Source organism: Pseudomonas frederiksbergensis, assembly GCF_003732705.1.
Lineage (GTDB): Bacteria > Pseudomonadota > Gammaproteobacteria > Pseudomonadales > Pseudomonadaceae > Aquipseudomonas > Aquipseudomonas frederiksbergensis_F.
In genome coordinates this window covers 158,888-182,535 of record NZ_MOBR01000043.1, presented here as the reverse complement: position 1 = coordinate 182,535, position 23,648 = coordinate 158,888, and the positions used below count along the sequence as shown (strand labels likewise).

At 61.4% G+C, this 23,648-nt stretch carries 20 protein-coding genes; 8 read left to right on the top strand and 12 right to left on the bottom strand.

Annotation, left to right across the window (positions count from 1 at the left end):
* The first annotated feature begins 129 nt into the window (after positions 1 to 129).
* Both BK667_RS31010 and preA read left to right on the top strand, forming a co-directional pair.
* The gene (locus tag BK667_RS31010; RefSeq protein WP_123599868.1) at positions 130 to 1,497 is read left to right on the top strand and encodes an NAD(P)-dependent oxidoreductase; all 1,368 of its coding nucleotides are present in this window, start codon (positions 130 to 132) and stop codon (positions 1,495 to 1,497) included.
* Positions 1,498 to 2,772 (top strand): NAD-dependent dihydropyrimidine dehydrogenase subunit PreA, encoded by a 1,275-nt coding sequence (preA, locus tag BK667_RS31005; RefSeq protein ID WP_123508657.1) that lies wholly within the window; start codon positions 1,498 to 1,500, stop codon positions 2,770 to 2,772.
* A 110-nt stretch (positions 2,773 to 2,882) separates the two neighbouring features.
* On the opposite strand, the gene BK667_RS31000 is transcribed toward preA, so the two are convergent.
* Positions 2,883 to 3,503, bottom strand: coding sequence for a TetR/AcrR family transcriptional regulator (locus tag BK667_RS31000; protein ID WP_123508658.1), 621 nt, complete (start codon positions 3,501 to 3,503; stop codon positions 2,883 to 2,885).
* 146 nt (positions 3,504 to 3,649) lie between these two features.
* On the opposite strand from BK667_RS31000, the gene copC reads away from it, so the two are divergent.
* Both copC and copD read left to right on the top strand, forming a co-directional pair.
* Positions 3,650 to 4,003 (top strand): copper homeostasis periplasmic binding protein CopC, encoded by a 354-nt coding sequence (copC, locus tag BK667_RS30995; RefSeq protein WP_123508659.1) that lies wholly within the window; start codon positions 3,650 to 3,652, stop codon positions 4,001 to 4,003.
* A 3-nt stretch (positions 4,004 to 4,006) separates the two neighbouring features.
* Positions 4,007 to 4,861, top strand: coding sequence for a copper homeostasis membrane protein CopD (gene copD, locus BK667_RS30990; RefSeq protein ID WP_123599867.1), 855 nt, complete (start codon positions 4,007 to 4,009; stop codon positions 4,859 to 4,861).
* Positions 4,862 to 4,969: 108 nt separating this feature from the next.
* Here copD and BK667_RS30985 read toward each other — a convergent pair whose 3' ends face one another.
* Positions 4,970 to 6,115 (bottom strand): HlyD family secretion protein, encoded by a 1,146-nt coding sequence (locus BK667_RS30985; RefSeq protein ID WP_123508661.1) that lies wholly within the window; start codon positions 6,113 to 6,115, stop codon positions 4,970 to 4,972.
* Positions 6,112 to 7,776 carry an MFS transporter gene (locus tag BK667_RS30980; RefSeq protein WP_123599866.1) on the bottom strand — a complete coding sequence of 555 codons (1,665 nt, stop codon included), beginning with the start codon at positions 7,774 to 7,776 and terminating at the stop codon, positions 6,112 to 6,114. Before BK667_RS30980 ends, BK667_RS30985 begins: the two co-directional genes overlap by 4 nt.
* A 290-nt stretch (positions 7,777 to 8,066) precedes the next feature.
* Between BK667_RS30980 and BK667_RS30975 the strand changes: the two genes are divergently transcribed.
* The 4 genes from BK667_RS30975 (at position 8,067) to BK667_RS30960 (ending at position 12,433) form a co-directional block, all read left to right on the top strand.
* Positions 8,067 to 9,362 (top strand): OprD family porin, encoded by a 1,296-nt coding sequence (locus BK667_RS30975; RefSeq protein WP_123508663.1) that lies wholly within the window; start codon positions 8,067 to 8,069, stop codon positions 9,360 to 9,362.
* A 352-nt stretch (positions 9,363 to 9,714) separates the two neighbouring features.
* Positions 9,715 to 10,533: an NAD-dependent epimerase/dehydratase family protein gene (locus tag BK667_RS30970; RefSeq protein ID WP_123599865.1), complete on the top strand. Its 819-nt coding sequence runs from the start codon at positions 9,715 to 9,717 to the stop codon at positions 10,531 to 10,533.
* Between the two features lie 26 nt (positions 10,534 to 10,559).
* On the top strand, positions 10,560 to 11,450 hold the full coding sequence (locus BK667_RS30965) for an SMP-30/gluconolactonase/LRE family protein (protein WP_123599864.1): 891 nt from the start codon (positions 10,560 to 10,562) through the stop codon (positions 11,448 to 11,450).
* A gap of 116 nt (positions 11,451 to 11,566) precedes the next feature.
* Positions 11,567 to 12,433 carry an aldose 1-epimerase gene (locus tag BK667_RS30960; protein ID WP_123599863.1) on the top strand — a complete coding sequence of 289 codons (867 nt, stop codon included), beginning with the start codon at positions 11,567 to 11,569 and terminating at the stop codon, positions 12,431 to 12,433.
* On the opposite strand, the gene BK667_RS30955 is transcribed toward BK667_RS30960, so the two are convergent.
* The 9 genes from BK667_RS30955 to BK667_RS30905 form a co-directional block, all read right to left on the bottom strand.
* Positions 12,430 to 14,157, bottom strand: a complete 1,728-nt coding sequence (locus tag BK667_RS30955; RefSeq protein ID WP_123599862.1) for a PAS domain-containing hybrid sensor histidine kinase/response regulator — start codon at positions 14,155 to 14,157, stop codon at positions 12,430 to 12,432. The genes BK667_RS30960 and BK667_RS30955 overlap by 4 nt on opposite strands.
* Complete coding sequence (gene ercA / locus BK667_RS30950; protein WP_123508668.1) at positions 14,141 to 15,304, bottom strand: alcohol dehydrogenase-like regulatory protein ErcA; 1,164 nt, start codon at positions 15,302 to 15,304, stop codon at positions 14,141 to 14,143. The genes BK667_RS30955 and ercA overlap by 17 nt, the downstream gene beginning before the upstream one ends.
* A gap of 235 nt (positions 15,305 to 15,539) precedes the next feature.
* Positions 15,540 to 16,673 (bottom strand): pyrroloquinoline quinone biosynthesis protein PqqE, encoded by a 1,134-nt coding sequence (gene pqqE, locus BK667_RS30940; RefSeq protein WP_123599861.1) that lies wholly within the window; start codon positions 16,671 to 16,673, stop codon positions 15,540 to 15,542.
* The gene (gene pqqC / locus BK667_RS30935; RefSeq protein WP_123599860.1) at positions 16,670 to 17,422 is read right to left on the bottom strand and encodes a pyrroloquinoline-quinone synthase PqqC; all 753 of its coding nucleotides are present in this window, start codon (positions 17,420 to 17,422) and stop codon (positions 16,670 to 16,672) included. Before pqqC ends, pqqE begins: the two co-directional genes overlap by 4 nt.
* Before the next feature lie 127 nt (positions 17,423 to 17,549).
* Positions 17,550 to 18,464, bottom strand: coding sequence for a pyrroloquinoline quinone biosynthesis protein PqqB (gene pqqB, locus BK667_RS30925; protein ID WP_123599859.1), 915 nt, complete (start codon positions 18,462 to 18,464; stop codon positions 17,550 to 17,552).
* Between the two features lie 55 nt (positions 18,465 to 18,519).
* Positions 18,520 to 18,591 (bottom strand): pyrroloquinoline quinone precursor peptide PqqA, encoded by a 72-nt coding sequence (pqqA, locus tag BK667_RS30920; RefSeq protein ID WP_003253598.1) that lies wholly within the window; start codon positions 18,589 to 18,591, stop codon positions 18,520 to 18,522.
* Positions 18,592 to 18,799: 208 nt separating this feature from the next.
* Positions 18,800 to 20,320, bottom strand: a complete 1,521-nt coding sequence (exaC, locus tag BK667_RS30915) for an acetaldehyde dehydrogenase ExaC (RefSeq protein ID WP_123599858.1) — start codon at positions 20,318 to 20,320, stop codon at positions 18,800 to 18,802.
* 360 nt (positions 20,321 to 20,680) lie between these two features.
* Complete coding sequence (locus tag BK667_RS30910) at positions 20,681 to 22,459, bottom strand: PQQ-dependent methanol/ethanol family dehydrogenase (protein WP_123599857.1); 1,779 nt, start codon at positions 22,457 to 22,459, stop codon at positions 20,681 to 20,683.
* A 246-nt stretch (positions 22,460 to 22,705) separates the two neighbouring features.
* Complete coding sequence (locus tag BK667_RS30905; RefSeq protein ID WP_123599856.1) at positions 22,706 to 23,647, bottom strand: quinoprotein relay system zinc metallohydrolase 1; 942 nt, start codon at positions 23,645 to 23,647, stop codon at positions 22,706 to 22,708.
* Position 23,648: the final 1 nt, after the last annotated feature.

The window sequence follows — 23,648 nt, the reverse complement described above, 5'->3', positions numbered from 1 at the left end:
CCTCGCTCCTACATTTGGAATGCGTCCCCCTGTAGGAGCGAGGCTTGCCCGCGAAGAGGCCGGCCCAGACAACAAAAAACCCACTGCCCACCAGAGGCAGACACCTCAAAAAACATGAGGCCTTAAACCGTGATCAAGACCCTGAACCACCTCCCGCATCCCTATGAGAATGCGGCCGCCCTCGCCGGCCATTTCACCGACCTGGCGCCGCCGCTCAACGACCGTCAGGCGCATCTGGAAGCCTCGCGCTGTCTGTATTGCTACGACGCGCCCTGCGTGAATGCCTGTCCGAGCGAAATCGATATCCCATCGTTCATCCGCAACATCCACACGGAAAACGTCCAGGGCGCCGCGCAGAAAATCCTCTCGGCGAACATCCTTGGCGGCAGTTGCGCCCGGGTGTGCCCGACGGAAATCCTGTGTCAGCAAGCCTGCGTGCGCAACAACGATCATGAGTGTGCGCCGGTGCTGATCGGCCTGTTGCAACGCTATGCCGTGGACAACGCACACTTCAGCGAGCACCCGTTCCAGCGCGCCGCCGCTACGGGAAAACGCATCGCCGTGGTCGGTGCCGGTCCTGCGGGTTTGTCCTGCGCTCACCGCAGCGCCATGCACGGCCATGAGGTGGTGATTTTCGAAGCAAAGGAAAAGGCTGGCGGCCTCAATGAATACGGGATCGCCAAGTACAAACTGGTGGACGATTACGCGCAAAAGGAACTGGATTTCCTCCTGCAAATCGGCGGCATCGAAATCCGCCACGGACAGAAACTCGGCGAGAACCTGACCCTGAGCGAACTGCATCAGCAATTCGACGCCGTGTTCCTCGGCCTCGGCCTGGCCGCCAGCAAACAACTCGGTCTGGACCACGAAGATGCACCGGGCCTGGTCGCCGCCACCGATTACATCCGCGAACTGCGTCAGGCCGATGACCTGACGCAACTGCCGCTGGCCGACCATTGCATTGTCCTCGGCGCTGGCAACACCGCGATCGACATGGCCGTGCAAATGGCCCGCCTCGGCGCCCATGACGTCAATCTGGTCTACCGCCGTGGCGTTGAGGACATGGGCGCCACCGGTCATGAACAGGACATCGCCAAGGCCAATCAGGTGCGCTTGCTGACATGGGCGCAACCGGAGGAAGTGTTGCTCGACGCTCAAGGCAATGTGCGCGGCATGCGTTTCGCCCGCACGCACATGGTCGAAGGTCGTCTGCAAACCACTGGGCAAACCTTTGAGCTGGCCGCCGACGCGATCTTCAAAGCCATCGGCCAGGCTTTCGACGGCAGCGCCCTCGCCGACCCGTTGGCCCGGGAACTCAAGCGCCAGGGCGAGCGCATTCAGGTGGACGAAAACCTGCGCACCAGCATCCCCGGCGTGTATGCCGGCGGCGACTGCACCAGCCTCGATCAGGACCTGACCGTACAAGCGGTGCAACACGGAAAACTCGCCGCCGAAGCGATCAACGCCCAACTCATGCTCAACGTGGAGGCTGCGTAAATGGCCGATCTCTCGATTGTCTTCGCCGGTATCAAAGCCCCCAATCCGTTCTGGCTGGCCTCCGCGCCGCCCACCGACAAAGCCTACAACGTGGTCCGCGCCTTCGAGGCCGGTTGGGGTGGCGTGGTCTGGAAAACCCTGGGTGAAGACCCGGCGGCGGTCAACGTGTCTTCGCGGTACTCGGCGCACTTTGGTGCCAACCGCGAGGTCATGGGCATCAACAACATTGAGCTGATCACCGACCGCTCCCTGGAGATCAACCTGCGGGAAATCACCCAGGTGAAAAAGGACTGGCCGGACCGCGCGTTGATCGTGTCGCTGATGGTGCCGTGCGTCGAGGAGTCGTGGAAATTCATCCTGCCGCTGGTGGAAGCCACTGGCGCGGACGGCATCGAGCTGAACTTCGGTTGCCCCCACGGCATGCCGGAACGCGGGATGGGCGCGGCGGTCGGCCAGGTGCCGGAGTATGTCGAACAGGTGACCCGTTGGTGCAAGACCTATTGCTCGCTGCCGGTGATCGTCAAGCTCACGCCGAACATCACCGACATCCGCGTCGCCGCCCGCGCGGCCCACCGTGGCGGCGCCGATGCGGTGTCGTTGATCAACACCATCAATTCGATCACCAGCGTCAACCTGGAACAAATGGTCGCCATCCCCACCGTCGGCCATCAAAGCACCCACGGCGGTTATTGCGGCTCGGCAGTGAAGCCGATTGCCCTGAACATGGTCGCCGAAATCGCCCGCGACCCGCAGACCCAAGGCCTGCCGATCTGCGGTATTGGCGGCATCGGCAGTTGGCGCGACGCGGCAGAATTCATCGCGTTGGGCAGCGGCGCGGTGCAGGTGTGCACGGCGGCGATGCTGCATGGCTTTCGCATCGTCGATGAAATGAAGGACGGTTTATCCCGCTGGATGGACAGCCAGGGTTACGCCAGCGTGTCGGAGTTTTCCGGGCGGGCGGTGGGTAATACGACGGATTGGAAGTACCTCGACATCAACTATCAGGTGATCGCCAAGATTGATCAGGAGGCGTGTATTGGCTGCGGGCGTTGCCACATTGCTTGCGAGGATACGTCGCACCAGGCGATTGCCAGCCTGAAGCAGGCGGACGGGACGCATAAATATGAAGTGATTGATGATGAGTGTGTGGGGTGCAATTTGTGCCAGATCACCTGCCCGGTGGCGGATTGCATTGAAATGGTGCCGATGGATACCGGCAAGCCGTTTCTGGATTGGAATCATGATCCGCGCAATCCCTACCACGTCGCGCCGTAACTGATCGTTCCCACGCTCTGCGTGGGAATGCAGCCCGGGACGCTCCGCGTCCCATTGGAACGCAGAGCGTCCCTTGAGGCATTCCCACGGGTCGCGTGGGAACGATCGGGTTAGGGCTCCAACCCAATCCCGCGCAAAATCACACTGGTCACCGTCTGCACCGCCCGCTCGAACTGCATGTCCGACAACGGCTGATGCTCATTCAGGATATTCACCTGGTGATCAAAGTCCGCGTAATGCTGGGTCGAGGCCCAGATCATGTACAGCAGCGCCGAAGGCTCCACCGGCAGGATGCGTTTGTCCTCCACCCACTGGCGAATTTTCGCTTCTTTCATCTTGGCCCAGTCGTACAGGCTGACGTCCAGCGCCTCACCCAACGTCGGTGCACCGTGGATGATTTCATTGGCCCAGACTTTCGAACCGTACGGCCGGCTGCGGGAATGGTTCATCTTGGCGCGGATGTAACTGCTGAGCACCACCCGCGGGTCGTCGAACATTTCGAAGCACAAGGCGTCCTGCTTCCAGACTTCCAGCAGGTCGAACAGCACCGCACTGTACAACTCGCCCTTGGTGCTGAAGTAGTAATGCAGATTGGAGCGCGGCAGTTGCACTTCAGCGGCGATGTCGGCCATGGCGGTGCTGCCGAAGCCTTTTTCGGCGAAGACCTTCTCGGCCCCCAGCAGGATTTTCTCGACGTTACTGCGACGAATCTCGATCTTGTGATTGCCCATGAGGGCTCCCTGACAACAGCGTTGCCCAAGACTAGCATCCGCTCTGGGTCGCGGCGACAGACCTTTTTTGCCGCGTAAACATTTCCTGGCGTCTACCGTTCATGCTTAAGTGACGCCCATTCATCTGCCCCGGAAGGAAATTGACCATGCTGCTGAAAAAAGCCCTGACCACCGCCGCCCTGCTCGGCTCGCTGCTCGCCGCTTCGTCGGTGTTCGCCCATGCGCATCTGAAAAGCCAGACCCCGGCCGCCGACAGCACCGTGGCCGCGCCGACGGAACTGCGTTTGGTGTTTTCCGAAGGTGTTGAAGCGACGTTCACCAAAGTAACCATCAACGGCGTGGAGGTGAAAAAACTGGCCACTGAAGGCAACGACAAGAAAACCCTGATCGTCACCCCTGCCGCACCGTTAACGGCGGGTGAGTACAAGGTCGAATGGCACGCGGTGTCGGTCGACACCCACAAAAGCGAAGGCGCCTACAGCTTCAAGGTTGGCCAGTAATTCATGACCGACGCGCTGGTGCTGTGCCGCTTCCTGCATTTTGTGGTGGTGTTGATGCTGTTCGGGGCTTGGGTATTCAAACCCCTGCTGTCGAACGCTGACACGCTGGATCGGCGCCTCATGCGCGTCACCCGTTGGCTGACCGCCGTGGCACTGGTCAGCGGTGTGACCTGGCTGCTGCTGATCACCGCCAGCATGGCCGGCGCCTGGGACGCGGCGTTCGATCCGTCGACCCTGGGCCTGGTGCTGCACAACACCTTTTTCGGCCAGGTGTGGAGTTGGCACCTGCTGCTCAACGTCGTGCTGATGGGGTTGCTGTTGACGCCACTGCGCGCGAACGTGTCGCTGAGATTGATCCTCAGCGGCTTGCTGCTCGCGACCCTGGCACCGGTCGGTCACGGCGCGATGCTTGATGGGCTCAGTGGCCAGTTGCTGATCCTCAATCAGATCGTTCACTTGACCTGCGTCGGTGCCTGGCTCGGCGGTTTGATGCTGTTGGTGATGATCCTGCGGCAACCGACCGGCCACCCGTTGAGCACGATCCTGCGGCGTTTCAGTGGGGTCGGTTACGGCTTGGTGGCGGGACTGGTGATCACCGGTTTGATCAACGTGCGCGTGCTCACCGGCGCGTTCTGGCCGACGCCGTTGTTGTCGGGGTTTGCCTTGATTCTGTTGATCAAGGTGCTGCTGGTGGCGGTGATGCTGGGGTTGGCGTTGTTCAATCGGTTGCGGATCAAGGACTGCGAGCGGCGGGCTGAAGCACTAAAAACCAGTGTGATGCTGGAATGGTTGTTGGGGATGGGCGCGGTGGCGGCGGTTTCGCTACTGGGCACCCTGCCGCCGATGATTGCCGCCTAGCCCTGTAGGAGCGAGGCTTGCCCGCGATGGCGGCCTGTCAGTCAACGCTGTGTTGAATGTTAGATCGCCATCGCGGGCAAGCCTTGCTCCTACACGGGACGGTGTGGGTCAGGGGTTATCGGTATGCCCTTCTGCCGCCGTATCAATGCTGACCACCACCGACATCCCCGGCCGTAACCGCTCGCTCTGCTCCTGCCCCTCATCCACCGTGATCCGCACCGGCACCCGCTGGGCGATTTTGACGAAGTTGCCGGTGGCGTTGTCAGCCTGCAACAAACTGAACTCAGACCCCGTGGCCGGTGAAATCCGCTGCACCTTGCCCTTGAATTTGCGATGGTCGAGGGCATCGACGGTGAAGCTCACCGGTTGGCCGACCCGCACGTCGTCCATCTGGGTTTCCTTCATATTGGCGATCACCCACAACTGGTTCGGCACCAACGCCATCAACTGCGCGCCGGAGTTGACGTAGGCACCGAGGCGCACGCCAATCTGCCCGAGCTGACCGTCACGTGGGGCCAGCACACGGGTGTTGGACAGGTCGATCCGCGCCAGTTGCACCGCCGCTTCGGCACTGGCGACCGCCGCTTCCAGTGAGCCGCGATTAACGATCACCGTCTGCAAGTCCTGCCGGGCGATTTCCAGATTGGCCTGGGCCTGCGCTACCGCCGCGATGGTCTGGGCATTCGCGGCCAGGGTCACGTCCAGCTCACGCTTGGACACCGAGCCGTCGTTGATCAATTCCTTGTTGCGGCGCAGATCGGCTTCACTCTTGCGCTGCTGTGCCTGACTGTCAGCGACCGCCGCCTGACGCAACTTGATGGTCGCTTCGGCGCTGTTGCGTTGCTGCACCACGTTGGCCAGCGCGGCTTTCTGCACCGCCAGTTGTGCCAGGGATTGATCGAGGTGTTGCTTGTAGATGCGGTCATCGAGACGCACCAGCAGATCGCCGGCCTTCACAAACTGGAAGTCCGTCACCGGCACTTCGTACACGTAACCGCTAAGCTGCGGGCCGATGATCGTTACCTGGCCGCGCACCAGCGCGTTCTCGGTGGTTTCCACCGCGCTGCTGAATGGCGGCAGTTGCCAGGCGTACAACACGATCAGCACACCGACGAGAGCAATCGCCGCAAAGCCCATGGACGAGATAATCCGCACCCGCAACGAGCGCGGTTCGGTGGCCGGCGTGGACGGTGGCGCGACGCCTTCGGGGGTGGCGGCGATGGCGTTGGTGGTCGTGGTGGTCGGTTCGGTCATGAAGAAGTGGCACCGCTGGGTTGAACGGAAGGAGTGGCAGGCGCTGGGGCGACGGCTTGGGTGGTGCTCATCAGCCACAGGGCGCGAATGGAAATCCAGATCATGGTCAGCACCGCAATCACGGCGATCAGCATGAATACATCGTTATAGGCCAGCACATTGGCCTCGCGAGTGGCGGCCGTGGCCAGGCTTCGGATGCCCTGAAGGTTGCGCAGGCTCGGGTCGGCGATCATCGAGCCCACCGCGTTGCCGCCGCTCTGCACCCGCGCTGCGACACGCGGATCAAGCATCGTCAGGTGTTCAACAATGTTGCTGGAATGGAATTTCTCCCGAACGATCTGGAACGTGCCCAGCAACGCCGCGCCGATCAAGCCACCGAGGTTCTGGCAGATCCCGAACAACACCGAGAAACTCACCAGGTTGCGCGGGTTGGTCAACACCCGGCGCGTGCCGAGAACCATAGTCGGGCCGAGGAAAAACGTGCCGCCGAAGGCCAGCAGGAACTGGCTGAAGTACATGTTTTCGGGGCGGGTCAGGTTGTTCGAATAACTGTCCATCACCGAGCCGACCGCCATCAACGCCAGGGACACGATCAGCGGCATAAACAGGTGTTTGGGGTCGATGGTCAGGGCGCTGGTGGCCAGACCCGCGATGCTGCCGAGCAACATCACCACGTACAAGCTGTGCAGTTGCTGGCTGCTCATGTTCAGCGCCTGCATAAAGCCGACCGCACCGGTGGATTGCTCCGACAGCACCATGCGAATCAGGATCACCGCCAGGGCCAGGCGAATCATCACGCCGCTGCCGAGCCAGCGGGTCATCAGCAGCGGGTTGCTGCGGTTATGTTCGATGGCCAGGCCGGCGAGAATCAACGCGATGGAAGCCGCCGAGGCGATACCGATCCACGGCGCTTCCAGCCACCAGTCGATACGCCCCAGGGACAGCACGGCGCAGAGCAAGGCCACGCCTGTGGCGAGGATGGCGAAGGTCAGGAAATCGAGCTTTTCGAAGGTCTTGAAACGGTCGCCCGGCGGCAGTTTCAGCAGGAACACACAGCCCAGCGTCAGCAGCGCCATGCCCAATTCGAACAGATACAAGCCGCGCCACTCGGCGATTTGCATCAAATCTTCGGAGAATAACCGGGCCAGGGGCAGCGCCAGTTGTGAGGCGCCGAGCCCCAGCACCAGTGCCTTCATCCGCCACTTCGCCGGGAACGCCTGGATCATGTAATACAGACCCAGCGAACTCAGCGCCGCGCCGACCATACCGTGAGCCGCCCGCACGGCAATGGCGGAACTCAAGTCGTTGACGAACAAATGGCCGAAGGTCACCAGGGCGTAGAGCACCAGAAACACTTCGGTGAAGGCGCGCAAGCCGAACTGTTGGCGAAATTTCACCAGCAACAGGTTCATCGAGACGTTGGTCATCACATAGGCCGCCGGCAGCCACGCCATCTCGGCGGTGGTCGCCCCCAGCGCACCTTGCAGGTAAGGCAGGTTGGCAATCACCAGCGAATTGCCGAGGCCACCGGTCAACGCCACCAGCAAACCCACCAGCGCATAGGCCAGGCGCTTGGGCGTGGAGTGCAACGGCGTCGAGGGGGAACCGGGCAAACTGGGCCGCTCGTGGGGCTGCCAGTCGCGCGGGGCGTAATGATCCATTCAAGGGCCTTGTGTTGAGATGGCGCCAGTTTGCCGCAAAAGCGCAGACAACACACATACCTGTAGGAGCAAGGCTTGCCCGCGATGACGGACTCTCAGCCGCCTTCAATGTTGAATGGTAGATCGCAATCGCGGGCAAGCCTTGCTCCTACAGATTTGGATTCTAGATCAGCATGTCATCGTACAACTTCTGATTGACTTTCCCGCAAAGCCTCGCAAATAATCGCCGCCATGTTGTACGACGACGTATGACAAAAATAAAAACAACAAGAAGCAAAGGGAACGTCACTGTGAGCAAACTCGTCCGCCATTCCTCCGTCTGCACCCCTCGCCTCACCTTCGTCCGCCGTCATACCCTAAGCCTGATTAGTTGCAGCAGCCTGGCCCTCGCCCTGCCGATGACCAGCCACGCTGAAGGTTTCGTCGATGACGCCAGCGCCACGCTGAACCTGCGCAATGCCTACTTCAATCGCAACTTCACCAACCCGGCCTACCCCCAGGGCAAGGCTGAAGAGTGGACGCAAAGCTTTATTCTCGACGCCAAGTCCGGTTTCACCCAAGGCACCGTCGGTTTCGGTGTGGACGTGTTGGGGTTGTACTCGGTGAAGCTCGATGGCGGCAAAGGCACCGGTGGCACGCAACTGCTGCCGCTGGATCACGACGGGCGCCCGGCGGATAACTTTGGTCGCACCAACGTGGCGTTCAAGGCCAAGGTGTCGAAGACCGAATTGAAGGTCGGCGAATGGATGCCGGTGCTGCCGGTGCTGCGCTCGGACGACGGTCGCTCCCTGCCGCAAACCTTTCGCGGCGGGCAGGTCACTTCCAGCGAAATCGATGGCCTGAAGCTCTACGGCGGCCAGTTCCGCGCCAACAGCCCGCGTAACGATTCGAGCATGGACGACATGTCGATGAACGGCAAAGCCGCGTTCACCTCCGACCGTTTCAACTTCGGCGGCGGTGAATACACCTTCAATGAAAAGCGCACCTTGGTCGGCGTCTGGTATTCGGAACTCAGCGACATTTATCAGCAGAAATATTTCAACCTGAGCCACAGCCAGCCCATCGGCGACTGGACCCTGGGCGCCAACCTCGGTTACTTCATCGGCAAGGAAGACGGCAGCGCCCTGGCCGGCGACCTCGACAACAAAACCGCATTCGCCATGCTCTCGGCCAAATACGGCGGCAGCACCTTCTATGTCGGCCTGCAAAAACTTACCGGCGACAGCGTCTGGATGCGCGTCAACGGCACCAGCGGCGGCACCCTGGCCAACGACAGTTACAACTCCAGCTACGACAACGCCAAGGAAAAATCCTGGCAAGTGCGCCACGACTACAACTTCGTCGCCCTCGGCGTTCCCGGTCTGACCATGATGAACCGCTACATCAGCGGCGATAACGTGCACACCGGGGCGATCACCGATGGCAAGGAATGGGGCCGCGAGAGCGAACTGGCGTATACCGTGCAGAGTGGTGTGCTGAAAAACCTCAACGTCAAGTGGCGCAATGCGAGTATTCGCAAGGATTTCAGCACGAATGAATTTGATGAGAACCGGATCTTTGTGAGCTATCCGATTTCGTTGTTGTGAGGCGCCAAGGCTGACATCAATCCTGTTGCGAGGGGGCTTGTCGGAATGCCGCATCACCCCGTTCGACTGCGAAGCAGTCGTGAAACCTTTCGACCCGGTGAGTCTGAAGAACCGCCGGGGCCGCTTCGCGACCCAACGGGGGCAAGCCCCCTCGCCACAGGCAAGCCTCCTCACCACAGGCAAGCCCCTCGCCACAAAAGCGATCTCACCACAGGATCACTGCGCAGCCTATGTACCCTCCGTCAATTTCAACCACCAACGCGTTGACAACCACCGGAAAGCCTAACGATACTTCGCCCAAGTCATACGACAACTTACAACAACTGCAATGACTCAATATTCAGGAACCACCATGACCACAACTTCCCCTGCCCCTTTCAATCGCCTGCTCCTGACCGGCGCCGCCGGTGGCCTCGGTAAAGTCTTGCGCGAAACCCTGCGCCCCTATGCCAACGTGATTCGCCTGTCGGACATCGCCAACATCACTCCAGCCATCGATGACCGCGAAGAAGTCGTCATCTGCGACCTCGCCGACAAACACGCCGTGCACCAACTGGTCGAAGGCGTGGACGCGATTCTGCATTTTGGCGGCGTTTCCACCGAGCACGCGTTCGAAGAGATCCTCGGCGCCAACATCTGCGGCGTTTTCCACATCTACGAAGCCGCGCGCCGGCATGGCGTGAAGCGGGTGATTTTCGCCAGTTCCAACCACGTCATCGGTTTCTACAAACAGGACGAAGTGATCGACGCCCGCTCCCCTCGCCGCCCGGACAGTTACTACGGTTTGTCCAAGTCCTACGGCGAAGACATCGCCAGTTTCTACTTCGATCGCTACGGCATCGAAACCGTCAGCGTGCGCATCGGCTCCTCATTCCCGGAACCGCAAAACCGCCGGATGATGAGCACCTGGCTGAGCTTCGGTGACCTGACCCAGTTGCTCGAACGTGCGTTGTACGCACCGGATGTCGGGCACACCATTGTCTACGGCGTGTCCGACAACAAGAACGTCTGGTGGGACAACCGCTACGCCGCTGGCCTGGGCTATGTGCCCCAGGACAACTCCGAAGTGTTCCGCGAAAAAATCGAAGCCCAACCGATGCCCGCTGCGGATGATCCGGCGATGGTTTACCAGGGTGGCGCGTTTGTGGCGTCCGGTCCGTTCGGCGATTGAGCCAACCTCCAAGGGAATGAGCGTCCATGCAAGCCGAATTGATTGTCGATGCCCGTAACGCGGTCGGTGAATGCCCGGTCTGGGTCCCCGAGGAAAACGCCCTGTACTGGGTCGATATTCCCGCCGGGGGCTTGCAGCGCTGGAGTGCCGCCACCGGCCACGTCGATGCCTGGACCGCCCCGGAAATGCTCGCTTGCATCTCCCGTCACCGCGACGGTGGCTGGGTCGCGGGGATGGAAAGCGGGTTCTTTCATCTGCGCCCGCACAACGACGGTAGCCTCGACAGCGAACTGCTGGCACACGTCGATCACGCCCGCCCCGACATGCGCCTGAACGATGGCCGTTGTGATCGCCAAGGGCGTTTCTGGGCCGGCAGCATGGTGCTCAACATGGGCGCCAACGCGGCTGAAGGCACGTTGTATCGCTACAGCCATGGGCAGCGCGGGCCGCTCGAACCCCAACTCTCCGGTTTCATCGTCCCCAATGGCCTGGGTTTCAGTCCGGATGGACTGACAATGTATTTGTCCGACTCCCATCCCCTGTCCCAGCAGATCTGGGCCTTCGACTACGACATCGACAGCGGCACGCCGAGCAATCGTCGATTGTTCGTCGACATGAATCACTTCTGCGGTCGCCCCGACGGCGCGGCGGTCGATGCTGAGGGCTGCTACTGGATCTGCGCCAACGACGCCGGGCTGATTCACCGGTTTACCCCGGATGGGCGACTGGATCGTTCCCTTGCCGTACCGGTGAAAAAACCTACCATGTGCGCGTTTGGCGGCAGTGGACTGGATACGTTGTTCGTGACCTCGATTCGCCCTGGGGATGACCATGACGAGCAATCGTTGGCGGGTGGGGTGTTCGCCCTTGATCCCGGCGTGAAAGGCTTGCCTGAGCCTCTGTTTCAAGATTGTTGAAACCCTAAAAGATCGCAGCCTTCGGCAGCTCCTACATTGACCGCGTGGAAACCCGATTCTGTAGGAGCTGCCGAAGGCTGCGATCTTTTCAACCCGCCAACGCAGAACGAGATCTCATGAAACTTCTGGAACTCGAAGACGATTTCACCCACCTCACCCTCGCCCCGGAACTCGGTGCAAGCATCGTCAACTGGACGGTTCGCAGCACCGGCCAACCGCTGCTGCGCCACAGCGACGCCCAAGCGCTGAACACCGGCCTGCCAGGCAAACTCGGTTGCTACCCCTTGGCCCCGTGGTCAAACCGGATTTCCGAGGGCGGTTTCGAGTGCCCCGAAGGCTGGCTCGCGCTGAAGCCCAACAGCCTCACCGATCCCCTGCCCATCCACGGCAGCGCCTGGCAACAGCCGTGGCGAGTGGTTTCCCAATCGCCCAACGAAGCCATCCTGCAACTCGATTGCACATCGCCCTTCGCCTACCGCGCCGAGCAGCGTTTCCACCTGAGTGAAGGACGTTTGAGCATTGATCTAAAGGTCACTCATCTCGGCGAACACGCGGTGTGGCACGGCCTCGGTTTGCACCCTTACTTTCCACGCACCGCACACACCCGGTTGCAGGCAAGCGCCCGGCAAGTCTGGCTGTGCGACGCCGCCAAACTGCCGACCCAGCTCAGTTCGATTCCCGAAGAATGGGATTTCCAGCAGCTCAAGGCCTTGCCCGACACGCTGGTGGACAACGGCTTCTGCGCATGGGACGGCCACTGCCTGATCCAGCAACCGGAGCTGGGTTATGAACTGGAATGCCAGGCCACCGGCAGCGATTACTACCTGCTCTACTGCCCGGTGGGCCTGGGGTTTTTCTGCATCGAACCGGTGAGTCACCCGGTCAACGCGCATCACTTGCCCGGCCGGCCAGGCTTGCGTTTGCTGGAGCAAGGTCAATCCACTGAACTGGGTTTGAGCCTGCAATACCGCGCACTCGCCTAAGCCAACAATTGACTCAGCACCGCGCGCAACTTGCCGGGTTTCACCGGTTTGTTCAGCAGTGGTGCTTCGAGTCGTTGCAGCGAGCGCCGGCATTGGTCGGTACGGTCGGCGGTGATGATCACCGCCGGAATGGCTCGGTCGAAATGCTCGCGCAAGTGGCGTACCACGTCACAACCCACCACCCCATGGTCGAGGTGATAGTCCGCCAGGATCAGTTCTGGCGCCCGCCCCTGCAACGCCGCCAACGCCGAGAACTCATCGGTGGCGATGACCACTTCGCAGCCCCACTGCCCAAGCAAAGCGCTCATGCTTTCAAGGATGCTGACTTCGTTGTCCAGCACCAGCAAGCGTCGGCCCGGCAACGGATTACCGGCGCCCGGTTGCGGTACGGCCAGGCTGATTGGCAGCGGCACCTCATGGGAAATCGGCACGTCGATACTGAATACCGACCCGCGTCCCGGCCATGAGCGCACCTGAATCCGGTAGCCAAGAATCTTGGCGATGCGCTCGACGATCGCCAAGCCGAGGCCCACGCCTTTACGGTCGGCGGCGCGGCCAACGTCCAGTTGATTGAACTCGAGGAAGATCGAGTCGAGCCGATCCGCCGCGATCCCGCGCCCGGTGTCCCAGACTTCCAGGCGCAGCATTTCACCCCGGCGGCGTGCTCCGAGCAGGATGCAACCCTCGTCGGTGTAGCGGCAGGCGTTGCTGAGGAAGTTGCGCAAAATCCGCGTCATCAGGCGCAGGTCCGTGCTGATGGCAAAGTCGCCCATGTGTACCCGCAGGTTCAGCCCCGCCGCCTCGGCCACCGACTGGAATTCCGACACCAGTGGCGCGAGCAATTCATCCAGCCGATACAGCGCAACGTCCGGTTTCACCGCGGCCTGATCGAGACGGGAAATATCCAGCAAATCGGTGAGCAAGTCCTCGGCACCTTCCAATGCCTGGTGCGTGCGTTCCACCAGCACCTGCTCGACATCGGGCAACTTGCGTTCGCGCAAGGTCGAGATCAGCAGACGCGCGGCGTTGAGCGGTTGCAGCAGGTCGTGGCTGGCGGCGGCGAGGTATTTGTCCTTGCTGCGGTTGGCGGCCTCGGCGGCGTCCCGGGCATCGCGCAGGGCCTGGGCGATCTGTTTACGCTGGGTGATCTGCTGTTGCAGGTTGCGATTGGCTTCGAGCAATTCGTCGGTGCGCGCGGTGACCCGTTGTTCCAGTTCGTCGTTGAGTTGCTGCAAGCGTTCCTGAGCGAGTTTGCGTTCGGTGATGTCGGCGACAAAGCCTTCCACCAGCCCTTCCTGATCGGGCTTGAGCAACAGGTTCATCAGCACGTCGAGGCTGCTGCCGTCCTTGCGCCGCAGTTGGGTTTCATAGCCGTGCAGGCTGCGTTCGGTCTTGAGGATTTCGCCGATGTTGGCCAGCTCCCTGGCACCGCCGACAAACAGGTTGCTCGCCAGATCCGCCAAGGAGAACAGCACCTCCTGTGGATCGTCATAACCGAGCATCCGCGCCAGGGCCGGGTTGGCGGCGCGCATGCCTTCCAAAAGGCTGGCCTGGAAGATCCCGTGGACGGCGTTTTCGAACAGCCATTTGTAGCGATTGCGCTCGGCTTCGAGCTCGTCGAGGCGCGCGTTGAGTTCCGGGTAGTGACTCTTGCGCGCCGAGTGGCTGCCGAGTCCCAGCAACCCGGCCAGCGCCCGTTGCTGCTCGTCAGAGGGCTTCGCCATAGACGACCTCGACATCACGCTGACTGGATTCGCGCGGGTTGGTCAGGATGCACGGGTCATGCATGGCGTGCTGCGACAGGAATGGAATGTCCGCCATGCTGACCCCGTGCAGGCCCAGGGTTTCGTGGAAGCCGATGGCATGTTTCAACGCGATCAAATGCTCGACCAGGCGCTTGCAGATCTGCCGGTGATTCAGGCCTCGGCAATCGATGCCGAACGTCTCGGCAATCACCTTAAACCGCTCCGGCGCCGAGCTGTAGTTGAACGCCACCACGTGCTCGACCAGCACCGCGTTGCACAAGCCGTGGGGCAAGTCGAGAAAGCCGCCGAGGCTGTGGGACATCGCGTGGACGGCACCGAGGATCGCGTTAGAGAACGCCAGCCCGGCCTGCATGCTGCCCAGCATGATTTTCTCGCGCAGGGCGATGTCGGTCGGGTTGGCGATCATTTGCACCAGGTTGCCATTGATCAGGCGCATCGCTTCGAGGGCGTGGGGGTCGGTCAGCGGGCCATGGCCAGTGGAGACGAAGGCTTCGATGGCATGCACCAAGGCGTCGATGCCGGTACAGGCCGACAGGAACGGGTCCATGCTCAGGGTGGTTTCCGGGTCGATCAGCGACACGTCCGGCACCACCGCTTTGCTGACAATGGAGAACTTCATGCGTTCTTGCTGGTTGGAAATGATCACGAATTGCGAGACGTCGGCCGAGGTGCCGGCGGTGGTCGGGATCAGGATCAGCGGCGGGCTCGGCACGCGGATGGTGTCCACGCCTTCGAACTCGAGGATGCTGCGTCCGTGGGCAACGACAATGCCGATGCCTTTACCGCAATCCATCGGACTGCCGCCACCGATCGCGACGATCACATCGCAGTGGTTTTCCTTGTACAGCTCGGCGCCGAGCATGACTTCTTCAACCCGGGGATTGGGCGAGACGTCGCTATATAAAAAGTAATCGATGCCTTGGGCTTGCAGGCTGGCCTCGACATCCGCGACCCAACCGGCGGCAATCACCCCGGGGTCGCTGACCACCAGCACCTTGCGGGCACCGAAGGTCTTGGCGTAGTTGCCGACGTTGTGCCGGCAACCGGCACCAAAAATGATTTCAGGCGAAACGAATTTACGCAGCTGGCTGAGATTTTGGCTCATTGGAAAGCCTGTTTTTATTGTTTTGGAAGGTAGCAGCCACACTAACCCATCCGGTGGTGAATGCAATCAGACCAATGGGTAGCACGTTGGGGTGTCCCCAAATCCTGTATCCACCACAAATCCCCTGTGGGAGCGAGCTTGCTCGCGATGACGGAATGTCAGTCAACACAGATGTTGAATGTGAAACCGCTATCGCGAGCAAGCTCGCTCCCACAGGGGTTCTGCGTTTGATGCTTTATCCGCGATAGATCAGCCGCGAAGCCTTCTCATTGCGCAACGTCAGGTGTTCCATGCCCTGCCCCGGCGCGTAGGCTTCTTCGCGGGCCTTGAGGATCACCCCGTGGTGCGGCGACTTGCTGCACACCGGGTCGGCGTTTTCGGCATCACCGGTAAGCATGAACGCCTGGCAGCGGCAGCCCCCCAGGTCCTTGTGTTTTTCATCGCAGGAGCGACACGGTTCCTTCATCCAGTCGTCGCCGCGAAAGCGGTTGAAGCCGAAGGAATCGGTCCAGATGTGCTCAATACTGTGCTCGCGCACATTGGGAAACTGCACCGGTAACTGGCGGGCGCTGTGGCATGGCAACGCGGTGCCGTCCGGGGTGATGTCGAGAAACAGGTTGGCCCAACCGTTCATGCAGGTTTTCGGCCGCTCTTCGTAGTAGTCCGGGGTGACGAAGATCAGCTTGCACGGGTGGCCCTGGGCCTCAAGCCGTTCACGGTATTCATTGGTGATGCGCTCGGCGCGCTGCAATTGCTCGCGAGTCGGCAGCAGGCCGACGCGGTTGAGTTCGGCCCAGCCATAGAACTGGCACGTGGCCAATTCGACGAAATCCGCCTCCAATTCCAGGCACAGGTCGATGATCCGGTCGATCCGGTCGATGTTGTGCCGATGGGTGACGAAGTTCAGCACCATCGGGTAGCCCTGGGCTTTTACGGCGCGGGCCATGGCGAGTTTCTGGGTGAAGGCCTTGCGCGAGCCGGCGAGCATGTTGTTCACCGCTTCGTCGGCGGCCTGGAAGCTGATCTGGATATGGTCGAGCCCGGCCACCTTGAAATCGCGGACCTTCTGCTCGGTCAGGCCGATGCCGGAGGTGATCAGGTTGGTGTAATAACCCATGTCCCGCGCGGCGTTGATCAGCTCGGCCAGGTCCTGGCGCACCAGCGGCTCGCCACCGGAGAAGCCCAGTTGCGCGGCCCCCATGTCCCGGGCCTCGCGGAATACGCGAATCCATTCTTCGGTGCTCAGCTCTTCGCCGGATTGGGCAAAGTCCAACGGGTTGGAGCAATACGGGCATTGCAACGGGCAGCGATAAGTCAGTTCCGCCAACAGCCACAGTGGCGGGCCCGGCGGCTGAGGTATCAGACTCACAGGGCAATCCCCCGATGCCAGACGTTCGAGGAGGTGACGGTGTGATACGGCGGGCGCTCCAGCTCGTAGGCCATGCTCATCGCGTCGAGCATGCTCCACAGCACGTCAAGTTTGAACTGAAGGATTTCCAGCATCCGTTGCTGGCCTTCGAGCGTGACGTAGTGCGCCAGGGTGATGCGCAAACCGTGCTCGACATCGCGCCGCGCCTGGCTCAAACGTGTGCGGAAATAGTCGTAGCCGCCGGCCTCGATCCACGGGTAATGGGTGGGCCACGCATCGAGCCGGGATTGGTGGATCTGCGGGGCGAACAGTTCGGTCAGGGAGCTGCTGGCCGCTTCCTGCCAGCAGGCGCGACGGGCGAAATTGACGTAGGCGTCCACGGCGAAACGCACGCCGGGCAGCACCAGTTCCTGGGAGAGAATTTGCTCGCGGTCCAGGCCCACGGCTTCGCCCAGGCGCAACCAGGCTTCGATCCCGCCCTCGCTGCCCGGCTCGCCGTCGTGATCGAGGATGCGTTGCAGCCATTCCCGGCGCACGTCGCGGTCCGGGCAATTGGCGAGGATCGCGGCGTCCTTGAGCGGGATGTTGACCTGGTAGTAGAAGCGATTGGCGACCCAGCCCTGGATCTGCTCGCGAGTAGCGCGGCCGGCGTACATGGCTTGGTGGAATGGGTGATGGATGTGGTAGTAGGCGCCTTTGGCGCGCAGGACCTGTTCGAATTCGGCTGGGGACATGGGGGTGTTGGTCATTGTGGTTCTCCTGGGCGTTTTGCGGTGACTGGCCTATTGCCTTCGCGAGCAGGCTCGCTCCCACAGGGGATTTGTGTGCGCAACAGATCTACTGTGGGAGCGAGCCTGCTCGCGAAGGCGACATGAGCTACAACACAAGACTCATGCCATCAAACGCCACCTCAACCCCACGCCGCTCCAGCAACGCCCGCTCAGCCGAGTCTTCATCAAGGATCGGGTTGGTGTTGTTAATGTGGATCAGCACCTTGCGCTGGCGGTCAAATCCCTCCAGCACCTCAAGCATCCCGCCAGAACCACTTTGCGGCAGATGCCCCATTTCACTGCCCAGACTCTGCCCGACCTCACACACGCGCATTTCATCATCGCGCCACAACGTGCCGTCCAGCAGCAGGCAATCGGCGCGCTGCATCCAGCTCAATACTTCCTCGTCAACTTGCCCAAGGCCCGGTGCATAGAACACCGAGGCGCCGTTGCGCAGGTCTTCGATAAACAGGCCGATGGTGTCGCCCGGTTGCGGATTGCCGCGATTGGGCGAGTACGGCGGTGCGTTGCTGATCAGGGGAATCGCGCGAAATTGCAGGTGTTCGCAAGCGGCGATGCTGAACGGCTCGCGGTCGAGTTCGATCGGTTGCCACTGCAAGCCACCGTTCCAGTGCTTGAGCATGCTGAACAGTGGAAACCCGCTGCTCAGATCTTCATGAACCCGCTCGGTGCACCACACCGAATGCGGGCACCCTTCGCGCAGGCTCAACAGGCCGGTGCAATGGTCGATCTGGCTGTCGATCAGGATCACCCCGGCGATGGAGGTGTCGCGTAACCGGCGCGCCGGTTGCAACGCCGGGAAGCTTTCCAGTTGCGCACGAATGTCCGGTGAAGCATTGCACAGCACCCAATCCACCCCGTTGTCGCTCACCGCAATCGAAGACTGCGTGCGCCGTTGGGCGCGCAGGCTGCCGTTGCGCATGGCGGCGCATTGGCGACAGTTGCAGTTCCATTGCGGAAAACCACCGCCAGCGGCGGAACCGAGAACGCGGATGTGCATGAGCAATGCTCCAGAAGGCAGGCCCGGCCAACGCGTCGGCTGGCCGGGTGATCAATCAACGGTTGGCGAAATACATCGTCACTTCGAAGCCAATGCGCAGATCGGTAAACGCGGGTTTAGTCCACATGGGTCAATCCTCTTCTTGTGCCGGGCAATTCCGGTAAAGCCATTAATGCACGGGGCGCCAAGGGCCCGAATGCTACTTTCGAAGGAGATGGCGGCGTGCGTTGGTAGGGGGTGTTGCGGGGTGTCAGGCGCAACCATTCGCGGGCAAGCCTCGCTCCTGTAGGAGCAAGGCTTGCCCGCGATGGCCGTTACGCGGTCCCGCGTCGGGTTTAGAAGAACCCCATCGGATTGATGTCGTAGCTCACCAGCAAGTTTTTGGTCTGTTGGTAGTGGTCGAGCATCATCTTGTGGTTTTCACGGCCAACCCCGGACTTTTTGTAGCCGCCGAACGCGGCGTGGGCCGGGTACAGGTGGTAGCAGTTGGTCCACACGCGCCCGGCCTTGATCGCCCGGCCCATGCGGTAGGCGCGGTTGATGTCGCGGGTCCACAGGCCGGCACCCAGGCCGAACTCGCTGTCGTTGGCAATGGCCAGGGCTTCGGCTTCGTCCTTGAAGGTAGTGATGCCCACCACCGGGCCGAAGATTTCTTCCTGGAACACGCGCATTTTGTTGTGGCCCTTGAGCAGAGTCGGCTGGATGTAATAACCCGTCGACAAGTCGCCCTCAAGTCGTTCGGCCGCGCCGCCAGTGAGCAGCTCGGCACCCTCCTCCTGGGCAATTTTCAGGTACGAGAGAATCTTGTCGTATTGCTGCTCGGACGCCTGGGCGCCGACCATGGTTTCGGTGTCCAGCGGATCGCCGCGTTTGATCTTGGCGATTTTGGTCATCACCACTTTCATGAAGTCGTCGTAGATCGACTCCTGCACCAGCGCTCGCGATGGACAGGTGCAGACTTCGCCCTGGTTGAAGAACGCCAGCACCAGGCCTTCGGCGGCTTTCTCGATGAACTGCGGCTCGGCGTGCATGATGTCTTCGAAGAAGATGTTCGGCGACTTGCCGCCCAGTTCCACGGTGCTTGGAATGATGTTCTCGGCCGCGCAATGCATGATGTGCGCGCCCACCGGAGTGGAACCGGTAAAAGCGATCTTGGCGATGCGCTTGCTGGTGGCCAGGGCTTCGCCGGCTTCGCGACCGAAACCCTGGACGATGTTCAGCACGCCGGCCGGCAGCAAGTCGGCAATCAGTTCGGCGAAGACCATGATCGACAGCGGCGTTTGCTCAGCGGGTTTGAGCACCACGCAGTTGCCGGCAGCCAGGGCCGGCGCGAGCTTCCAAGCAGCCATCAGCAGCGGGAAGTTCCACGGGATGATCTGCCCGACCACGCCCAGCGGCTCGTGGAAGTGATAGGCGGTGGTCAGCTCGTTGATTTCAGCGGCGCCGCCCTCCTGCGCACGAATGCACCCGGCGAAATAGCGGAAATGGTCGGCGGCCAGCGGCACGTCGGCGTTGAGGGTTTCGCGCACGGCTTTGCCGTTGTCCCAGGTTTCGGTGACGGCGAGGATTTCCAGGTTTTGTTCGATCCGGTCAGCGATTTTCAGCAGCACCAGGGAACGGTCCTGGGCCGAGGTCTTGCCCCAGGCATCGGCGGCCGCGTGGGCGGCGTCGAGGGCTTTGTCGATGTCGGCGGCGCTGGAGCGCGGGAACTCGGCGATCACCTCACCGTTGACCGGCGAGGTGTTGGTGAAGTACTCGCCATTGACCGGCGGCACGAACTCACCGCCGATGAAATTGCCGTAGCGCGGCTTGAAGGAAACGATGGCGCCGGGGGTGCCAGGTTGTGCGTAGATCATGGTGGGCCTCTGTCTGGTCGGTGCCTGTCGGGCAAACAGGCGATGCATCGATAGTAGAGAGCCCCGCGTGCCCGGCGAATGCGCCGTTGGCAGGGGGACTCTCGTTATTTGGTACTAGGTGATCGTTCCCACGCTCTGCGTGGGAATGCAGCCAGGGACGCTCCGCGTCCCATCAAGAGCCGAACGCGGAGCGTCCGAAGAGGCATTCCCACGCAGAGCGTGGGAACGATCAGCACACAAACCAGTGTGGGAGCGAGCCTGCTCGCGAAGGGTCCGGTACATTCAACAAAGATGTTGGCTGACACACCGCTTTCGCGAGCAGGCTCGCTCCCACAGGGGGGTTATGCGGTGGGCTCGGGGTTAGTGTTTGGCGACGACCAGGTCTTTCGGCAACTTGAACGTCCAGAGCATGCCGCCCTGGTTGAAGTCCTTGATGCGCTTGGCCACTTCGCCGCCCCACAGCGGTACGGCGCCGCCCCAACCTGAGAGGACCGAGACGTATTGTTCGCCGTCCATTTCCCAGGTCACAGGCGAGCCGAGTACGCCGGAACCGGTCTGGAATTCCCAAACCTTTTCGCCGGTCTTGGCGTTGAACGCCTGGAGGAAACCTTCCGGCGTGCCGGTGAACACCAGGTTGCCTTTGGTGGTCAGCACCCCGCCCCACAGCGGCGCGTAGTTCTTGTGGCGCCAGACTTCCTTGCCGGTGACCGGATCGATGGCGCGCAGCACGCCGATGTAGTCTTCGTTCAACGGTTTGATGGTGAAACCGGCACCGAGGAACGCCGCGCCTTTCTTGTAGGCGATGCCTTCGTTCCAGATGTCCATGCCCCACTCGTTGGACGGCACGTAGAACAGCTTGGTGTCCTTGTTGTAGGCCATCGGCATCCAGTTTTTCGCGCCGAGGAACGCGGGTGCGACGAAGACTGAACTGCCCTTGGCTTCAGTGCCCGGTGCGCCCGGGCGGCTGGCTTCGTTGTAGATCGGCCGGCCATCCTTATCCAGACCGGTGGCCCAGGTGATCTTGTCCACGAACGGGAAACCCCGGATGAATTTGCCGTTGGTACGGTCGAGCACGTAGAAAAAGCCGTTACGGTCAGCGGTGGCGGCGGCTTTGATTTCTTTGCCGCCCTCGGTGTAGTTGAACGACACCAGCTCGTTGACGCCGTCGTAGTCCCAGCCGTCGTGAGGGGTGCTCTGGAAGTGCCATTTGATCGTGCCGTCGTCCGGGTTCAGTGCCAGGCGCGACGACGAGTAGAGGTTGTCGCCAGGACGCAGGTGCGAGTTCCACGGTGCCGGGTTGCCGGTGCCGAATAGCAGCAGATTGGTTTCCGGGTCGTAGTAACCGCCCAGCCAAGGCGCGGCGCCGCCGGTTTTCCACAAATCGCCGGGCCAGGTCTTGCCCGCTTCGCCGCCGGAGATGCCGTTTTCTATCGCTTTGCCGTCCTTGTAGACGTAGCCCATGTGACCTTCGACGGTTGGGCGAACCCACAGCAAGTCACCGTTTTTCGGGTCATAGGCGGAGATCTTGCCGACCACGCCGAACTCGCCACCGGCCACGCCGGTAATCAGTTTGCCGTTGATCACCAGTGGCGCGGCGCTGATCGAATAGCCTTCCTTGTGGTCGGCCACCTGCTTGCTCCACACCACTTTGCCGGTGTCTTTGTTCAGGGCCACGAGCTTGGCGTCGAGGGTGCCGAAGAACACCAGGTCGCCGTACAACGCCACGCCCCGGTTGATCACGTCGCAGCACGGACGGATGTCATCCGGCAGGCGCGCGTCGTATTGCCAAAGCTTCTTGCCGGTGCGCGCATCCACCGCGAACACCCGCGAGTAGGAACCGGTCATGTACATCACGCCGTCCTTGATCATCGGCTGCGCTTGCTGGCCGCGCTGCTTTTCACCGCCGAAGGAAAAGGCCCAGACCGGACGCAGTTCCTTGATGTTGTCGACGTTGAGGGTGTCCAGCGGACTGTAGCGCTGACCCTGGACGCCCAAACCGTTGGTGACGATCTGCTCCGGGTTCTTGGGGTCCTGGAGAATGTCCTGGTCGCTGACGGCAGCCAATACCGAGCCGGACAGCAGCATGGCACTGAGAAACGCGCTCAAGACGAAGGGTTGGCGACGTGCGGGTTGGGTCATGACGGCTACCTCTGCGGTTTTTATTATGTCCGGGGGATTTTCCCGGTCTGATGCAGATTCTTCGCCGCCGCCGCCCTGGCAACAATTGCCCGCAGTGTTGAGATTGCTAGTTCCTTAGTACCGGGTCCCCTTGAGAAGATCGTTCCTACGCTCTGCGTGGGAATGCCTCAACGGACGCTCCGCGTTCGGCTCTTGATGGGACGCAGAGCGTCCCGGGCTGCATTCCCACGCAGAGCATGGGAACGATCATTGTCTGGTCGCGGTGGAGTCGATGCGGGTCATTTGCGCGCGCTCATAGCCCGGGTACAAATGGCTGACGCTGCGGATCAGTTCGTAGTGACTCAGGTTGATACCCGCGAAGCGTTCGGGAATGGGGCTGCGGATCATCTCGGACATGTCGCTGCCATTGGCGGCGCCGTCGCGCAGCAGTTGGTCAAGCCAGGTCAGGTAGTCGCGCATTTGCTCGAAGGGTTTGGCATCGGTGGCCAGCGGCCCGTGGCCGGGCACGATCAGCGTCCAGGGCAAGGCTTGCAGGGTGGCGATGTCCGCCAGCCACACCGCCAGCCCCGGACTGTTCGGGGTGGTCAGGGCCCGTTGGTAAAACACCAGATCCCCGGCAAACAGCACGCCGGTTTGCTGGTCGAGAATAGCCAGATCCGCGCCGGTATGCCCACCCAGGCTTAGCAGGCGCAGATCGTGGTTCCCAAAACTTTTCAGCCCCGGTGTCAGCACCTCGGTGGGCAACACCACTTCGGTGCCGCGCATCCAGTCGCCCACCAGCCGATACATGTTCTCGGCCATGGCATCGCCCTGCTGATGCAGCAGTTCGGTGGTGCCGGCCAGCGCGCCGATCGGCACGTCAGTAAACGCCTGATTGCCCAGCGCATGATCGGGGTGATGGTGGGTCAGCAGCACTTCAATCACCGGTTTATCGGTGACCGCGGCAATCGCCTTGCGCATCGCCTCGCCGTAGCGTTTCGACGGCCCGGTGTCGATCACCACCACCCCACGTTCGGTGACGATGAACCCGGTGTTGACGATGTTGCCACCGTTGGCCTTGGCGAAATTGTCGGTGCTGCCTTCCAGCAGCCAGGTGTCTGGCGCAATCAGCCGCGGCTTGAGTGCGTACTCAAGCTCCGCCAACGCCGGCAGGCTCAAACCGATGAACAACAGCAATATCCAACGCATG

Bases quoted from the DNA above. Each gene is read 5' to 3' on its own strand.
- preA (WP_123508657.1), top strand. From the start codon at position 1,498: ATGGCCGATCTCTCGATTGTCTTCGCCGGTATCAAAGCCCCCAATCCG.
- BK667_RS31000 (WP_123508658.1), bottom strand. From the start codon at position 3,503: ATGGGCAATCACAAGATCGAGATTCGTCGCAGTAACGTCGAGAAAATC.
- copC (WP_123508659.1), top strand. From the start codon at position 3,650: ATGCTGCTGAAAAAAGCCCTGACCACCGCCGCCCTGCTCGGCTCGCTG.
- copD (WP_123599867.1), top strand. From the start codon at position 4,007: ATGACCGACGCGCTGGTGCTGTGCCGCTTCCTGCATTTTGTGGTGGTG.
- BK667_RS30985 (WP_123508661.1), bottom strand. From the start codon at position 6,115: ATGACCGAACCGACCACCACGACCACCAACGCCATCGCCGCCACCCCC.
- BK667_RS30980 (WP_123599866.1), bottom strand. From the start codon at position 7,776: ATGGATCATTACGCCCCGCGCGACTGGCAGCCCCACGAGCGGCCCAGT.
- BK667_RS30970 (WP_123599865.1), top strand. From the start codon at position 9,715: ATGACCACAACTTCCCCTGCCCCTTTCAATCGCCTGCTCCTGACCGGC.
- BK667_RS30965 (WP_123599864.1), top strand. From the start codon at position 10,560: ATGCAAGCCGAATTGATTGTCGATGCCCGTAACGCGGTCGGTGAATGC.
- BK667_RS30960 (WP_123599863.1), top strand. From the start codon at position 11,567: ATGAAACTTCTGGAACTCGAAGACGATTTCACCCACCTCACCCTCGCC.
- BK667_RS30955 (WP_123599862.1), bottom strand. From the start codon at position 14,157: ATGGCGAAGCCCTCTGACGAGCAGCAACGGGCGCTGGCCGGGTTGCTG.
- ercA (WP_123508668.1), bottom strand. From the start codon at position 15,304: ATGAGCCAAAATCTCAGCCAGCTGCGTAAATTCGTTTCGCCTGAAATC.
- pqqC (WP_123599860.1), bottom strand. From the start codon at position 17,422: ATGACCAACACCCCCATGTCCCCAGCCGAATTCGAACAGGTCCTGCGC.
- pqqB (WP_123599859.1), bottom strand. From the start codon at position 18,464: ATGCACATCCGCGTTCTCGGTTCCGCCGCTGGCGGTGGTTTTCCGCAA.
- exaC (WP_123599858.1), bottom strand. From the start codon at position 20,320: ATGATCTACGCACAACCTGGCACCCCCGGCGCCATCGTTTCCTTCAAG.
- BK667_RS30910 (WP_123599857.1), bottom strand. From the start codon at position 22,459: ATGACCCAACCCGCACGTCGCCAACCCTTCGTCTTGAGCGCGTTTCTC.
- BK667_RS30905 (WP_123599856.1), bottom strand. From the start codon at position 23,647: ATGCGTTGGATATTGCTGTTGTTCATCGGTTTGAGCCTGCCGGCGTTG.